The sequence below is a fragment of the Gemmatirosa kalamazoonensis genome (assembly GCF_000522985.1).
Lineage (GTDB): Bacteria > Gemmatimonadota > Gemmatimonadetes > Gemmatimonadales > Gemmatimonadaceae > Gemmatirosa > Gemmatirosa kalamazoonensis.
In genome coordinates this window covers 5,109,380-5,123,042 of record NZ_CP007128.1, presented here as the reverse complement: position 1 = coordinate 5,123,042, position 13,663 = coordinate 5,109,380, and the positions used below count along the sequence as shown (strand labels likewise).

Sequence of the window (13,663 nt, the reverse complement as noted above, 5' to 3'; positions counted from 1 at the left end):
CGATGACGCTGCTCGAGGCCGTCGTCGCGCTCGTGATCCTCGGACTCGGTGCGTCCGGCTTCCTCGGCCTGTTCGCGCAGTCCGCGCGCGCGGCGCACGACGCCGCGGAGTGGACGCGGACGGTCGCGTACGCGGAGTCGGGCATGGAGGCCGCGGCACTCGGCGTCGCGGCGCGCGACTCGCTCGCCGGCTGGACGCGCGTCGTCGAGGTGCGGCCGCGCGCCGACGGCCTCGCCGAGATCGACGTCACGGTCACGTCGCCCCGCGGCGCGCGGTTCACGCTGCGCCGCCTCACGGACGGCGCGCGCGCGTCGTTAGGCACCGCGGGAGGCGCGCGGTGACGGCGCGGGGCGGGTTCACGCTGCTCGAGCTGCTCGTCGCGCTCGTCGTCACTGGCGTCGTGGCGAGCGTCGCGCTCGGCGCCGCGCGCGCGGGGCTCGACGTGCGCGAGCGGCTCGAGCGCGAGCGCGTGGAGGAGGGGAGCGCGCTCGCCGTGCGCGAGCTGCTGCACGACGCGCTGCGTCACGTCGAGCCGAGCGGCGGCGCGGACACCACGCTGACGCTCGGCATCGGCGGCGACGTGCTCCGCGTCGTCACGCGCGGCGTGCGGCCGCCGTTGGGCACCGGCGCGCGATGGGCGGTGTCGCTGGCCGAGGAGTCGGGTGCGCTCGTGCTGCGCGCCGCGCCGATGGACGGCGGCGGTGTGCCGCTCCTCCTCGTCGCGCCCACGGTCGCTCGCGCCGAGGTGCGTGTGCTGGAGCACGCCGGCGGCGAGTGGCTCGCGACGTGGGATGCGACCGGCGGGCCGCCGGCCGCGGTGGCGGTGCGCTTCCTCGACGCGCGCGGCCGCGATGTGTTGCCGGCGCTCGTCGCGCGCACGCGGCCCGAGGGCGCCGCGGAGGAGGCACCGTGACGCGCGCCCTGCGCGTGGTGCCTAACGGCGCGCGGCGTGGCGCCGCGCTCGCCGTGGTGCTGTGGCTCGTCGTGCTCCTGTCGACGCTCGGCGCGACGGTGGTCGTGGCGGCACGCGATGCGACGGGCTCGGCGTCGAACCTCCGCGCCCGTGCCGTGGCGCGCTACGCGGCGGAGAGCGGCGTCGTCGCCGCGGTGCACGACGTGGAGACCGCGCTCGCCGGTGTCGCCGCGGATGCGACGGCGCGGCGCGCGCTGCTGAACGGCCTCGAGGCGGCGAGCGCGCGCACCACGGCCCAACCGCTCGGCGAGGCCCGCTATCAGGCGGCGGTCGTCGACGCGAGCGCACGCATCGACGTGAACCTCGCCGACGCCGACGTGCTCGACGCGCTGCTCGCGCGGGTCGGGCCCGCGGCCGACGCGCGCGAGGCGACGGAGGCGATCCGTCGCTGGACCGGCGCGCCCGGGCTCGAGTCGGGCGACCCGTCGCGCTCCGCGATGCGCGCGCGGCGCGCGCTGCGCACGCTCGACGACCTCGCGCGCATCCCCGGCGTGAGCGCGGCGCTCGCGCGCGCCGCGGCCCCGTATCTCACCGTCGACGGCGACGGGCAGGTGAACGTCGCCGCGGCGCCCGAGCCGGTGCGCGCGGCGGCGCGCGGCGCGCTCGTGCAGGAGCCCACGCGGCTCGTCATCGTCAGCCGCGGCTGGCTCGACGGGCACCCGCTCACGCACGAGATCCAGGCGGTGTACGCGGTGCGTGGCGCGCGGCTCGCGTTCGTCCGCTGGCGGGAGCGTGACCTGTGAGCGCCGACCGCGTCGGGCTCGAGCTGCTCGCCGATCGCGTGCGCGCGGTGGCGTTAGGCCGCTTCGGCGACGCACCGCGCGCGACGCTCGAGCTGTCGTGGGATCCGGAGCGCCCCGCAGCCGCCGTCGACGCGCTCGCCGCGCGGCTCGGCCGGCCGCGGCGCGTCGCGTTCGCGGTGGGGCTCGCGTTCGTGCACGTGGCGCGTGTCACGCTGCCGCCGCTGCCGGCACCCGATCGCCGTCGTGCGCTCGCGCTCGACCCGTCGCGCCACTTCCCGGTCGACGAGCCGGTGGCCGTCGCGCTGCTCGGCGACGTGGCGCCGCCTGCTGCGGGCGACGGCGAGCCCGCGTTCGCCGTGAGGCGCGCGCTGCTCGATCGGTGGCTCGACGCGTTCGGCGCGTGGGCGCCGATCGAGTGCGTGGAGGCCGCGCCGACGTCGATCGCGCGCGTGCTCGGGACGTCGGACGACGCGACGTACACGGTCCCGGCCGCCGAGGGCGAGACGGGAGCGATGGAGTGGCGCGGTGGGCGCATGGTGAGCGTGCGCCGCGTGCCCGCCGCGCTCGACGAGGCGGGATCGCGCCGCGACCTGCCTGACGTGCGCGGCGTCGACGGTCCGTGGCTGGCTGCGTGGGGCGCGGCGCGCGGCATCGACGAGCCGGCCGACGTGCAGCTCGTCGGCGGCGAGGCGGCGCGGGCGTTAGGCGCGCGTCGGGTGCGCCGCGTGGCGACGGCGGCGGTCGTGTGCGGGGCGGCGCTGGGGCTCGCGCTCGCGTCGCTGGACCGTGCGCGCGAGCGCCGGCTCGCGTGGGTCGACGCGGAGATCGCCGCCGCCGCGCCGCGTGCCGCGCCCGCCGAGTCGCTGCTGGCGCGCATCGGCGCGCTCGACGCCGCGGCGCGCGGCGCGGACGCGCTCGGCGCGGGCAGCCCGAGCGTCCCCGCGGTGCTCGCCGCGTTAGGCGAGCGGCTTCCCGCGGATGCCGCGGTGCAGGCGCTGCGCGTGCGGAACGACGAGTGGGAGATCAGCGGCACGGCGCGCGCCGCCGCCGCCATCGTCCCCGCGCTCGACGCCGACCCCCGCCTCGTCGACGTGCGCGCGACGGCGCCGAGCAGCCGTACCGACGGCGCGGGGGAAAGCGCGGGGCGCGAGACGTTCGCCGTGTCGTTCCGCGCGCGGGGGACCCGGTGACCGTGCCGCCGCTGCCTAACGCCCGCGTCTCGGCGCGCGAGCGGCGCACGATCGCGATCGCGGCCGCGGTGCTCGCGGCGGCGCTGTTCGTGTCGTACGGCGTGGTGCCGTTCGCGGCGCGGTGGGCGGCGCGCGAGGCGCTGCTCGCGGCGCGCGTCGACCGCCTCGCGCGGCTGCGCGCGCTCGCGCGCGACGAGCCCCGCCTCGCCGCCGCGCTGCACGCGCGCGAGGCATCGCTCGCCGCGCGCCCGCGGCGCGTCGTCGGAGCGCGCACCGCGCCGCTCGCTGCCTCGGCGGTGCAGGCGCTGCTGCAGCAGTACGCGGCGGCGAGCCACGTGCAGGTGAGCCGCGTCGACGTCGCGAGCGCGCCGGACAGCGCAGGCCCGCTCCCCGCCATCCCCGCGACGATCGCCGGCACGGGCGACGTGTACGGCCTGACGGAGCTGCTCGCAAGCATCGAGCGCGGCGCGCGGGTGCTCGCGGTCACGGACCTCGCGGTACAGGCGGTGCGCGGCCCGCGTGGCGAGTCGCTGCTGCAGTTCTCGGTCGGCGTGCGTGCGCCGTACGCGGAGGTGGAGTGATGCGCGTGCGCCGCGTCGACCGCGTGGCGGATGTGCTGTGGGCTGGCGCCGCGCTGTTCGGCGCGGTGGCCGCGGCGGCGCTCGCGTGGCCCGCGTCGGGGCGCGTGCCGGAGCTGCCAGCGGTCGCCGCGCTCGCCGCCCCGCGCGCCGCGCCCGCCGTGCCGCCGACGAGCGACGCGGTCGTGCGCGCCGACGTGTTCGCGATCGGGCACGCGCCGCCGCGCGCACGCTGGGCGCCGCCGCCGGTCGACACGCTGCCGCCGGGGCTCGCGCCGGATCCGTCCGCCGCCTCGGAGGTCGAGACGCCGGTGGTCGAGCCGCCGCGGTTCTACGGCACGGTCACCGATGCCGCTGGACCGGCCGCGCTGCTGCGACCGCCCGGCGCCGCGGAGTCGCGGCTGTTCCGCGCCGGAGATCTCGCCGGCCGGTGGCGCGTGCGCCGTGTGCTCCCCGACCGCGTCACGCTCGCGTCGCCCGACGGCGCGCCGGTGACGCTCCGCCTGCCGGCGCGCGGACGCGCGCAGTCCCCCGACTCCACGCCGTGACGCCGCCTAACGCCTCGACCTCGCCGATGTCCCGCCGCCGCGCGCGACGCCTGCTCGTCCTCGCCGTCGCGCTCGCGGCGCACGCGCCGTCGCCCACACCGTTAGGCGCGCAACAGCCCGTGCGTCCGGCGGCGCCCGTGCGCGTGAACTTCGTCGGTGCCCCGCTCGCCGACGTGATCCGCTCGCTCGCGTCGACGCTCGGCCTCACGGTGATCCTCTCCGAGGTGCCCGATCGGCGCGTGACGTTCTCGACGCCGGGGCCGGTGCGCCCCGACGACGTCGCGGCGATCCTCGAGTCGATCCTCGAGTCCAACGGGCTCGTGCTCGTGCAGCGTGGCGGCGTCGCGCAGGTGACGCCGGCGGACAAGGCGCCCGCGGTCGGCGTGCTCGGCACGGGCTTCGACTTCCCGAGCCCACCGCCGCTCGGCCTCGTCACGCAGCTCGTGCCGCTGCAGGCCATCCGCGCCGACGAGGCGGCCGACGCGCTCCGCCGCATCGCGTCGCCGACCGCGCGCATCGAGCCGGTCGCGCGGTCGAACGCGCTGCTCGTGACCGACCGCGGCGTGAACGTCGCGCGCTACCTCGACCTGCTGCGGCGGCTCGACGCGCGTCCCGAGGGCGAGGCCGGGCTGCGCACGTACGTCGTGCCGCTGCGCTACGCGAGCGCCGAGGACCTCGCGACGGCGCTCGGCTCACTGTTCGGCGTCAGCACCGGCGGCGCGCGCGGCGGCTCGCTCGCCGACCGATCGCTCTCGCGCACGCTCGACGCGTTCCGCGACCGCGAGCTCGACGCGTTCCGCCAGCGGCAGGGGGTCGGCCTCCCTGGCGTCCCGACGTCCGCGACGCCGTCGGTGAGCCCCTCGTCGCCGATCGAGCGGCAGGTGGCGCCCGGCGCGCCGCCCAACGTGCCGCGCGACAGCGCCAGCGCCGCCGCAGCGCTCGCCGCCACCACCACCGTCGTCGCGAGCACGGCGACGAACTCGCTCGTCATCCGCACGCTCCCGCCCAACTTCCCGCTGCTGCGCGAGACGATCGAGGCGCTCGACGTGCGTCCCCCGCAGGTGCTGTTCGAGGTCACGGTGGCCGAGGTGCAGCTCGGCCGCGGCACGGAGTTCGGCATCGATTGGGCGGCCGCGAGCCGCAAGTCGGGTGCGACGTACGTGCAGCAGAACGCGGCGGTCGCCGACACGGTGTCGTCGGTCACGGGGCTCGTCATCCGCAAGGTGTTCACGTTCGACAACCTGGACGTGCGCGCGCTGCTCCGCGCGGTGGCGACGACGACGAACGTGAACGTGCTCTCGACGCCCGAGGTGCTCGCGGTGAACAACCGCGAGGCGCGCATCCTCGTCGGCAGCAAGGTGCCGTTCGTCGCCGCGCAGCGCCTCGCGAACGACGTCGCGCTCGACCGCGCGGTGCAGTACCAGGACGTCGGTACCGCGCTCACCATCGTGCCGACGATCAACGAGGACGGCTACGTGAGCGTGCAGATCCTGCAGGAGGTGAGCGCGCTCACCACGCAGACGCTGCCGTTCGCGTTCGGCGCGCCGGTCATCTCGACGCGCGAGGCGGCGACGCGCGCCGTGGTGCGCGACGGGCAGACGATCGTCATCGGAGGGCTCATCGGCGACACGCGGCAGACGAACGCCGAGGGGATCCCGTTCCTCATGGACATCCCGCTGCTCGGCAACCTGTTCCGCCACACGCGCGTGACGCGCGACCGCACCGAGCTCGCGATCTTCGTCACGCCGTACGTCGTGCGCACCGACGCCGACGCCGACCGGCTGCGCGACCGTGCGCGCGAGCGGCTCGATCGGACGCCGGGCACGATCCGGCGGCCGTGACGATGCCTAACAGTGATCGCGTGTCGGGACTCGGGACTCGGGACTCGGGACTCGGGGGGGGAGCAGTTCCCGAGTGCCGAGTCCCGAGTCCCGAGTCCCGACTTCCGACCCGCGATCTGCGCGCCGCCGCCCAGGGCGACCTCGCCGCGTCGCTCCCCGCGGCGTGGCTCGCCGCGCACCTCGTGCTCCCGTTAGGCATCGCCGACGACGGCGCGTTGCTCGTCGCCGCCGCGGGGACGCCCGACCCCACGGTGCGCGACGAGCTCGCGCGCCGCTTCGGCCGCCGCCTGCGCCTCGTCGACGCGCCGGCCGCGGAGCTGGAGGCGGCGCTGCTCGCCGCGCGTCCCGAGGCGGCGGTGGACGTCGCGGTCGACGGCGACGCGGAGTACGACGACGCGTCCGGCGACCTGCGCGCCCTCGCGAACCAGGCGCCGGTCGTGCGCCTCGTGAACGTGCTGCTGCTCGATGCGCTGCGCCTCGGCGCGAGCGACGTGCACCTGGAGAGCACGGCCGACGGGCTGCGCGTCCGCTACCGGCTCGACGGCGTGCTGCAGGACGTGGAGCGCGTGCCGCCGTCGCTGCGCGCGGGGGTGGTGAGCCGCGTGAAGATCCTCGCCGGGCTCGACGTCGCCGAGCGGCGGCTGCCGCAGGACGGCCGCGCGCGCGTCCGCGTCGGTGATGCGGAAGTCGACCTGCGCGCATCGACGCTCCCCGCGCTCCACGGCGAGAGCGTCGTGCTGCGCGTGCTCGACCACGGCGGCGGCGGCGCACGCGACCTCGCGGCGTTGGGCATGCCGGACGCCGTGCGCGCGCCGTTCGAGCGGCTGCTCGGACGCGCCGGTGGCCTCCTGCTCGTCACCGGCCCGACCGGCTCCGGCAAGACGACGACGCTCTACGCCGCGCTCCGGCGCGTCGCCACGCCGGGCGTGAAGGTCGTGACGGTGGAGGACCCGGTGGAGTACCGGCTGCCGGGCGCGGTGCAGATCCCGACGAACACGCGCGCGGGCCTCGGCTTCGCCGACGCGCTCCGCTCGATCCTGCGTCACGACCCGGACGTCGTCATGGTCGGCGAGACGCGCGACCGCGAGACCGCGGAGATCGCGGTGCAGGCCGCGCTCACCGGCCATCTCGTGTTCACCACGCTGCACACCGTCGACGCGCCGAGCGCGGTGACGCGCCTCGTCGACATGGGCATCGAGCCGTATCTCGTCGCGGCGACGGTGCAGGGGGTGCTCGCCCAACGGCTCGTGCGGCTCGTGTGCGACAGCTGCAGCGAGTCCACTGAAGCCCCACCCGCGCTCCACGCTCTACGCTCCACGCTCGTCGTGCCGACCGGGGAGTCCGAGCGTGGAGCGTGGAGCGTGGAGCGTGGAGGGGCCGAGAGCTGGCGCCGAGGCCGCGGCTGCGACGCGTGCGCCGGCTCCGGCTACCGCGGCCGCACCGGCATCTACGAGCTGCTCGTCGTCGACGAGGCGTTCCGCGCGCTCGTCGTCTCGCACGCGCCACTCGACGCGCTGCGCGAGCGTGCGCGCGCGGCCGGGATGGTGCCGCTGCTGCACGACGGGCTGCGGCTCGCGCGTGCCGGGCTCACGACCGTGGAGGAGGTGCTCCGCGTGGCGGGCGACGCGGCGTGAGTGCTCCAGTCAGCGCCTACCGCTGGCGCGCCGCGACGGCCGACGGCCGCGTCGTCGTCGGCGAGCTGCAGGCCCCCGACCGCGCCGGCGCGGTCGACGAGCTGCGGCGACGCGGCCTCGTGCCGCTCGACGTCGACGCCGCGTCGACCGCGCGTGCCGGTGTTGGACGCGCTCGGCGCGGCGCCGCCACCGTCGCGTTCACGCGCGCGCTCGCCGCGCTGCTCCGCGCCGGCGTGCCGCTCGACCGCGCGCTCCGCTTCGCCGCGGACCAGGCCGCGCATCCGAGCGTCGCCGAGGCCGCGGATGCGGTGCGCCGCGACGTGCAGGCCGGCGCCGGGCTGGCCGAGTCGTTAGGCAGGCACCCCGCCGTGTTCGGCCGGTTGTACGTCGCGACCGTCGCCGCCGGCGAGGAGGCCGGGGCGCTCGCGCCGGCCGCCGAGCGGCTCGCCGACTACCTCGACGAGGACGCCGAGCTGCGCGCGCAGATCCGCGGCGCGCTGCTCTATCCGGCGATCATGGGCGTCGTCGCCGGCGTCGGGGTGCTCGTGCTTATGCTCGCCGTCGTGCCGCGGTTCGTCGCGCTGCTCGGCGAGACGGGCGGCGCGCTGCCGCTCTCCACCCGCGCGCTCGTCGCGGTGAGCCGCGCGCTGATCGGCTGGTGGTGGGTGTGGCTCGCGCTCCTCGTCGGCGGCGCGGCGTGGGCGCGCGCGTGGCTCGCGACGTCCGCGAACCGCGCGCGCTTCGACGCCGCGCGGCTCCGCTGGCCCGTCGTCGGGCCGCTCGAGCGCGCGCTCGCGGCGGCGCGCGTCACCCGCACGCTCGGCCTGCTGCTGCGCGCGGGCACGCGCGTCGTTCCCGCGCTTCGCATCGCCGCCGCCGCGGCGCCGAACCGCGCGCTCGCCACGGGCGTGGAGCGGGCCGCCGTCGACGTCGGGCGCGGCGAGCGCGTGGCCGCGGCGCTCGCGCCGGTGCTGCCTCCACTCGCCGCGCAGCTCGTGGCCGCGGGCGAGGAGAGCGGACGGCTCGACGAGCTCTGTCTCCGCGCCGCCGACACCTACGACGCCGAGGTGCGGCGCGCGCTCCGCACGGCGGTGGGGCTCGTCGAGCCCGCGCTCATCGTGCTGTTCGGGGCCGTCGTCGGCTTCGTCGCGCTCGCGATGCTGCAGGCCGTCTACTCGATTAACGTCGGCGGTCTGTGAGCGTCTCCCCGCCCGCCGGTGACGCCAGTCGCTGGCGCGCGCGCCGGCGCGCGGTATCGTCGTGACGTGGGTGTGTGCCCGCCCGTCCAGGGAGCGCGCCCACCGGAATCCCGGACGCCGCATCACCCTGCACGAGGCCTCGCCATGAGCCAGCCGACCGACGAGACCCCCGCGCTCACGCGGCGCGACTTCCTGCGCGGCGGCGCCGCCGCCGGCGCGCCCGTGCAGCCCCCGGTGCAGCCACCCGCGCAGCCGTCGCCGAAGCGCCTGCAGCCGCGCCGGCTCGCGCGCCGCATCGCCGGCGTGAACGACGCCGCGCAGCCCACCTGGCTGCTCGACCCCACCGACGAGTGGGAGAACTGGTCGCTCCGCCTCGCGCGCCGCGTCACGCTCGGCCTCACGCCGGAGGAGGCGCAGCGGGCGCGCACCCTGGGCTACGCACGCTACCTCGAGTACCAGCTCGATTACACGAGCATCGACGACGCCGCGGTCGATGCGTTCGTCGCCACGAAGTGGCCGGCGCTCGCGCAGACCGGCGCCGCGCTCTCCACGCAGGCGACCGGCACGCTGCAGACGCAGCTGCAGGAGAGCACCGTCTACCGCGCGGCGTTCTCGAAGCGCCAGCTCTACCAGCGCATGGTGGAGTTCTGGAGCGATCACTTCAACATCTCGTTCTCGAAGGTCGGCTACCTGAAGATCCTCGACGACCGCGAGGTGATCCGGAAGCACGCGCTCGGGACGTTCCCCGACCTGCTGAAGGCGAGCGCGCACAGCGCGGCGATGCTCGTCTACCTCGACCAGCAGGTGAGCCGCCGCCAGGCGCCCAACCAGAACTACGCGCGCGAGCTCATGGAGCTCCACACGCTCGGCGTCGACGGCGGCTACACGCAGCAGGACGTCGCCGAGCTGTCGCGCATCCTCACCGGATGGACCGTCGCCGGGCGCGGCGACTTCGCGTTCGCCCCGTCGCAGCACGACTTCGGGGCGAAGACGCTGCTGGGCACCGCGTTCCCCGCGGTGAACGCGATGAACCAGACGAACCCACAGGGCGTGCAGGAGGGTGAGGCGGCGCTCGACCTGCTCGTCAACCATCCGAGCACCGCGAAGTTCATCGCGAGGAAGATGCTCCGCTGGCTGCTCTGGTACGATCCGTCGCCGGAGATGATCGACGCCGTCGCCGCGGAGTACACGCGCACGAAGGGGGACATCAAGGCGATGGTGCGCACGTCGCTCGGCTTCCAGTTCCTGCAGCAGGCGCCGGCGAAGTTCAAGCGGCCGTTCCACTGGCTCGTCTCGGCCATCCGCGCATCGGGCGCGGTGCTGAACGCGGCGGGCGGCGCGAATCGCCTGCTCTCGAGTCTGGGGCACGCGCAGTTCGTGTGGGACACGCCCGACGGCTACCCCGACGTGATGGAGTACTGGGCGGGCAACCTGCTGCCGCGGTGGAACGCGGCGACGACGATCGCGAACTCGAACAACGCGGCGGAGATGCAGGTCGACGTCACCGCGCTCCAGCAGCTCGGCACCGCCGACGCGGTGGCGGCGGCGTTAGGCAAGCGGGTCTTCGGCGGCGAGATGGGCGACCGCACGCGCGCGGAGCTCGTCGCCTACCTCAAGCCCACGCCGACGAACGCCGTCCGCATCCGCGAGGCGCTCGCGCTCGCGCTCGCGTCGTCCAGCTTCCAGTGGTACTGAGAGAATCGACCCCATGAGCGATCACCTCGACTGCGGCTGTCAGGAGTACAACGAGCTGTCGCGCCGGTCGTTCGTCGCCGGCGCGGGCGCCGCGCTCGCCGCGGCGGCGTTTCCCGCGTGGCTCCCGCGCGTCGTGCTCGCCGAGAGCTACGTCAGCACCCGCGACGTCATCGTGAGCGTGTTCATGCGCGGCGGCGCCGACGGCCTGTCGCTCGTCGTGCCGTTCGGCGATCCGGATTACTACACCGCGCGCCCCACGCTCAACATCGCGCCGCCGGACAGCGCGAAGACGAGCAAGGTCACGGCGCTCACGAACTACTTCGGCCTCCCGCCGGCGCTGACGCCGCTCGTGCCGGCGTACAAGGCGGGGCAGCTGCTCGTGGTGCACGCCGCCGGCGTCACGGTCGCGAACCGCTCGCACTTCGACATGCAGCGGTTCATCGAGGTCGGGAAGGCGAACGACCCGAACCTCATCACGGGCTGGCTCGGCCGGCATCTCGCGAGCGTGCCGCCGGTGCGCACGAGCGCGCCGCTCCGCGCGTTGGGCCTCGCCGACGGGCTGCAGCGCACGCTCTACGGCGCGCCGAAGACGCTCCCCATCGCCGACCCGTCGACGTACGGGATCTCCGGCAGCGCGACGACGGCGCAGGCGCGCGCCGACTTCCTGCAGGGCGACTACTTCCTCACGCTGGAGCCGGTGCGGTCCGCGGCGCTCGACGCGACGAACACGCTCGCGCTGCTGCGCAACGTGAACGTGAGCGGCTACCGCCCCGCGAACGGCGCGACGTACCCGAACTCCGCGTTCGGCCGCAGCCTCCGCTCGGCGGCGGCGCTCATCAAGGCGGACGTCGGCATCGAGGCGGTGCAGGTCGACATCGGCGGCTGGGACACGCACCAGCAGCAGGATCCGAACGCCGGCTCCATGTTCCGCACGATGGGCGACTTCGCGGGCGCGTTAGGCGCGTTCTGGTCGGACGTCATGGCGCCAGGCGGCGCGCAGGCGAACGTCACGCTCGTCGCGCTGTCGGAGTTCGGCCGCAACGTGCGCGAGAACGCGAGCCTCGGCACCGACCACGGGCGCGCCGGCGCGATGTTCGTCATGGGCCCCGGCATCGTCGGCGGGCGCGTGCTGACGAACAACTGGCCCGGCCTCGCGCGCGAGAACCTCGAGTCGGGGCAGGACCTCAAGGTCACGCTGGACCACCGCGACATCCTCGCCGAGATCGTGGCAAAGCGGCTCGGCAATCCGAGCGTCGACGTGGTCTTCCCCGAGTACCGCCCGACGTTCCGCGGCGTCGCGAGCTGATGCAACGGCGCCGCGCGCTACGGCGCAGTCGAGCGCTGTGAGCGTCGCTCGCGCTTCATCGCGCCGTATCGTCAGCGCCCCATCGCCCGCGCCGTCGAGAGCGCCGTTAGGCGCCGTCAGGGCACGACGACGACCTCCCCGATCATCCCCGGGTGGATCCGGCAGTCGTACGCGTACGTCCCCTTCGTCGTGAACTTCCGGTCGACGCTCGCGTTGCGCGTGATCTGGATGTCCTGCGGCGCGCCCGTCTGCCGCTCGAAGATCACGTTGTGATCGATCCCCGGCGGGAACTCGAACGTCACCGTCCCGCCGACCGCGATGGTCGTCGAGAACGGGATGAACGCGCTCGGCAGCATGGTGACCGTCGCCGTGCGCGGCGCGCTCGACGGCGGGTCGACGGGGGCGTCCTTGCCGCCACCGCACGCGGCGAGCAGGACCGTCAGGAAGGCGAGCGGGCGGCGGCAGCGCATGCGGGGTGGGGCAGGAGGAGACGACGTCGCCGGGTAGACGCGCGAACTCCGCGATCGTGAACGGCCCGGGCGTGCCGCTTGCCCATTCGTGATCTCTCGACTCACGCCAACGCGGAGGATCCGATGGCCGACTTCACGAGCGGCAACGTCTTCGACAACATGCCCGGCGGCAACCCCGGGATCAACATGGGGACGACGGGCAGCATGCACGAGATCGACTGGGGCACCGAGAGCTGGGGGGAGAACGAGCAGCGGCACTGGCGCGACAGCTACTCCAGCCGCCCCTACGTCCAGGCCGACCGCGGCTTCGACTACTACGAGCCCGCCTACCGCTACGGCACCGCCGCGGCGCGCCACCACGGTGGCCGCGAGTGGAACGAGGTCGAGGGCGATCTGGAGCGCGGGTGGGACAAGGCGCGCGGCACGTCCAAATCGGCGTGGGGCGACGTGAAGGACGCCGTGCGCGACGCGTGGGACCACGTGCGCGGGCACCGCTGACATGGCCGACGTCGCGCTCCGCCCACCGGGCTCGCTGCACGGGGCCCCGATTCCCGTCGTTCCCGACGTCGCGTACCTGCGCACGGCGATCGTGAACGTCGCGTTCGTCGGCGCGCCGGAGTCGGGGCGCTGGGTGCTCGTCGACGCCGGCATCTCCGGCTACGCGGACCACATCGCCGACGCCGCGGCGCGCCGCTTCGGCGACGGCTCGCGCCCCGAGGCGATCGTGCTCACGCACGGCCACTTCGACCACGTCGGCTCGCTGCGGGCGCTGGTCGAGCGATGGGACGTGCCCGTGTACGCGCACCAGCTCGAGCTGCCGTACCTCACGGGCCGCTCCGCGTATCCGCCGCCCGATCCGACGGTCGGTGGTGGCGCGATGGCGCGGCTCGCCGGCCTGTACCCCAAGCGGCCGATCGACCTTGGCGAGCGCGTGCGGCCGCTCGCCGACGACGGCTCGCTGCCCGAGATGCCGGGGTGGCGATGGGTGTTCACGCCGGGGCACACGCCGGGACACGTCTCGCTCTTCCGCGAGGCCGACCGCGTGCTGATCGCCGGCGACGCGTTCGTGACGACGAAGCAGGAGTCGGCGCTCGCCGTGCTCACGCAGCGCGCCGAGATCAACGGCCCGCCGATGTACTTCACGCCCGACTGGGAGCGCGCGTGGTCGTCGGTGAAGGCGCTCGCCGCGCTCGAGCCGTTGGTCGCGCTCACCGGCCACGGCTCGCCGATGCAGGGCCCGCAGCTCGCCGAGGATCTGCACGCGCTGGCCCGCGACTTCGACGTGCGCGCCATGCCGTCGCACGGGCGCTACGTCGGCCGCCCCGCCGTCACCGACGAGCGCGGCGTCGTCTCGCTTCCACCCGCCCCGTCCGACCCCGTCACCGGCCTCGCGTTAGGCATCGGCGCGGCGGTCGCGCTGGGGATGGTGGTCCGTTCGCTACGGGGCGACCAGCGAGGGCGCGCGTAGTGGCTGCGTGGCTGCGTG

At 75.6% G+C, this 13,663-nt stretch carries 14 protein-coding genes; 13 read left to right on the top strand and 1 reads right to left on the bottom strand.

The window, feature by feature from the left end:
* Positions 1-2: 2 nt before the first annotated feature.
* The 11 genes from J421_RS33720 to J421_RS22185 all read left to right on the top strand — a co-directional run bounded on the left by J421_RS33720 (position 3) and on the right by J421_RS22185 (position 11,707).
* On the top strand, positions 3-341 hold the full coding sequence (locus J421_RS33720; protein ID WP_025413380.1) for a type IV pilus modification PilV family protein: 339 nt from the start codon (positions 3-5) through the stop codon (positions 339-341).
* Entirely contained in the window at positions 338-913 is a 576-nt protein-coding gene (locus J421_RS22230) for a prepilin-type N-terminal cleavage/methylation domain-containing protein (RefSeq protein ID WP_025413379.1), read from the top strand. Before J421_RS33720 ends, J421_RS22230 begins: the two co-directional genes overlap by 4 nt.
* Entirely contained in the window at positions 910-1,716 is an 807-nt protein-coding gene (locus tag J421_RS22225; RefSeq protein WP_025413378.1) for a PilX N-terminal domain-containing pilus assembly protein, read from the top strand. The genes J421_RS22230 and J421_RS22225 overlap by 4 nt, the downstream gene beginning before the upstream one ends.
* Positions 1,713-2,906: a PilN domain-containing protein gene (locus J421_RS22220; RefSeq protein WP_025413377.1), complete on the top strand. Its 1,194-nt coding sequence runs from the start codon at positions 1,713-1,715 to the stop codon at positions 2,904-2,906. The genes J421_RS22225 and J421_RS22220 overlap by 4 nt, the downstream gene beginning before the upstream one ends.
* A complete protein-coding gene (gene gspM, locus J421_RS22215; RefSeq protein WP_025413376.1) occupies positions 2,903-3,487 on the top strand; it encodes a type II secretion system protein GspM in 585 nt (194 codons plus the stop codon). Before J421_RS22220 ends, gspM begins: the two co-directional genes overlap by 4 nt.
* The gene (locus tag J421_RS32975; protein WP_025413375.1) at positions 3,487-4,032 is read left to right on the top strand and encodes a hypothetical protein; all 546 of its coding nucleotides are present in this window, start codon (positions 3,487-3,489) and stop codon (positions 4,030-4,032) included. Before gspM ends, J421_RS32975 begins: the two co-directional genes overlap by 1 nt.
* A 26-nt stretch (positions 4,033-4,058) precedes the next feature.
* Complete coding sequence (locus tag J421_RS22205) at positions 4,059-5,873, top strand: secretin N-terminal domain-containing protein (RefSeq protein WP_025413374.1); 1,815 nt, start codon at positions 4,059-4,061, stop codon at positions 5,871-5,873.
* 2 nt (positions 5,874-5,875) lie between these two features.
* Entirely contained in the window at positions 5,876-7,507 is a 1,632-nt protein-coding gene (locus J421_RS22200) for a GspE/PulE family protein (RefSeq protein ID WP_104022947.1), read from the top strand.
* Entirely contained in the window at positions 7,504-8,706 is a 1,203-nt protein-coding gene (locus J421_RS22195; RefSeq protein ID WP_025413372.1) for a type II secretion system F family protein, read from the top strand. The genes J421_RS22200 and J421_RS22195 overlap by 4 nt, the downstream gene beginning before the upstream one ends.
* A gap of 144 nt (positions 8,707-8,850) precedes the next feature.
* Positions 8,851-10,401, top strand: coding sequence for a DUF1800 domain-containing protein (locus J421_RS22190; RefSeq protein ID WP_025413371.1), 1,551 nt, complete (start codon positions 8,851-8,853; stop codon positions 10,399-10,401).
* Positions 10,402-10,414: 13 nt separating this feature from the next.
* On the top strand, positions 10,415-11,707 hold the full coding sequence (locus J421_RS22185; protein ID WP_025413370.1) for a DUF1501 domain-containing protein: 1,293 nt from the start codon (positions 10,415-10,417) through the stop codon (positions 11,705-11,707).
* 116 nt (positions 11,708-11,823) lie between these two features.
* Here J421_RS22185 and J421_RS22180 read toward each other — a convergent pair whose 3' ends face one another.
* Positions 11,824-12,177: a cupredoxin domain-containing protein gene (locus J421_RS22180; protein ID WP_025413369.1), complete on the bottom strand. Its 354-nt coding sequence runs from the start codon at positions 12,175-12,177 to the stop codon at positions 11,824-11,826.
* Positions 12,178-12,300: 123 nt separating this feature from the next.
* Here J421_RS22180 and J421_RS22175 point away from each other — a divergent pair, with 123 nt between their 5' ends.
* Together J421_RS22175 and J421_RS22170 are read left to right on the top strand one after the other, a co-directional pair.
* Positions 12,301-12,675 (top strand): hypothetical protein, encoded by a 375-nt coding sequence (locus J421_RS22175; protein WP_025413368.1) that lies wholly within the window; start codon positions 12,301-12,303, stop codon positions 12,673-12,675.
* A gap of 1 nt (position 12,676) precedes the next feature.
* The gene (locus J421_RS22170; protein ID WP_025413367.1) at positions 12,677-13,645 is read left to right on the top strand and encodes an MBL fold metallo-hydrolase; all 969 of its coding nucleotides are present in this window, start codon (positions 12,677-12,679) and stop codon (positions 13,643-13,645) included.
* Positions 13,646-13,663: the final 18 nt, after the last annotated feature.

Excerpts from the sequence above, each read along its gene's own strand:
- J421_RS22185 (WP_025413370.1), top strand. The coding sequence starts at position 10,415 with ATGAGCGATCACCTCGACTGCGGCTGTCAGGAGTACAACGAGCTGTCG.
- J421_RS22170 (WP_025413367.1), top strand. The coding sequence starts at position 12,677 with ATGGCCGACGTCGCGCTCCGCCCACCGGGCTCGCTGCACGGGGCCCCG.
- J421_RS22205 (WP_025413374.1), top strand. The coding sequence starts at position 4,059 with ATGTCCCGCCGCCGCGCGCGACGCCTGCTCGTCCTCGCCGTCGCGCTC.
- J421_RS32975 (WP_025413375.1), top strand. The coding sequence starts at position 3,487 with ATGCGCGTGCGCCGCGTCGACCGCGTGGCGGATGTGCTGTGGGCTGGC.
- J421_RS22200 (WP_104022947.1), top strand. The coding sequence starts at position 5,876 with ATGCCTAACAGTGATCGCGTGTCGGGACTCGGGACTCGGGACTCGGGA.
- J421_RS33720 (WP_025413380.1), top strand. The coding sequence starts at position 3 with ATGACGCTGCTCGAGGCCGTCGTCGCGCTCGTGATCCTCGGACTCGGT.
- J421_RS22175 (WP_025413368.1), top strand. The coding sequence starts at position 12,301 with ATGGCCGACTTCACGAGCGGCAACGTCTTCGACAACATGCCCGGCGGC.
- J421_RS22180 (WP_025413369.1), bottom strand. The coding sequence starts at position 12,177 with ATGCGCTGCCGCCGCCCGCTCGCCTTCCTGACGGTCCTGCTCGCCGCG.
- J421_RS22190 (WP_025413371.1), top strand. The coding sequence starts at position 8,851 with ATGAGCCAGCCGACCGACGAGACCCCCGCGCTCACGCGGCGCGACTTC.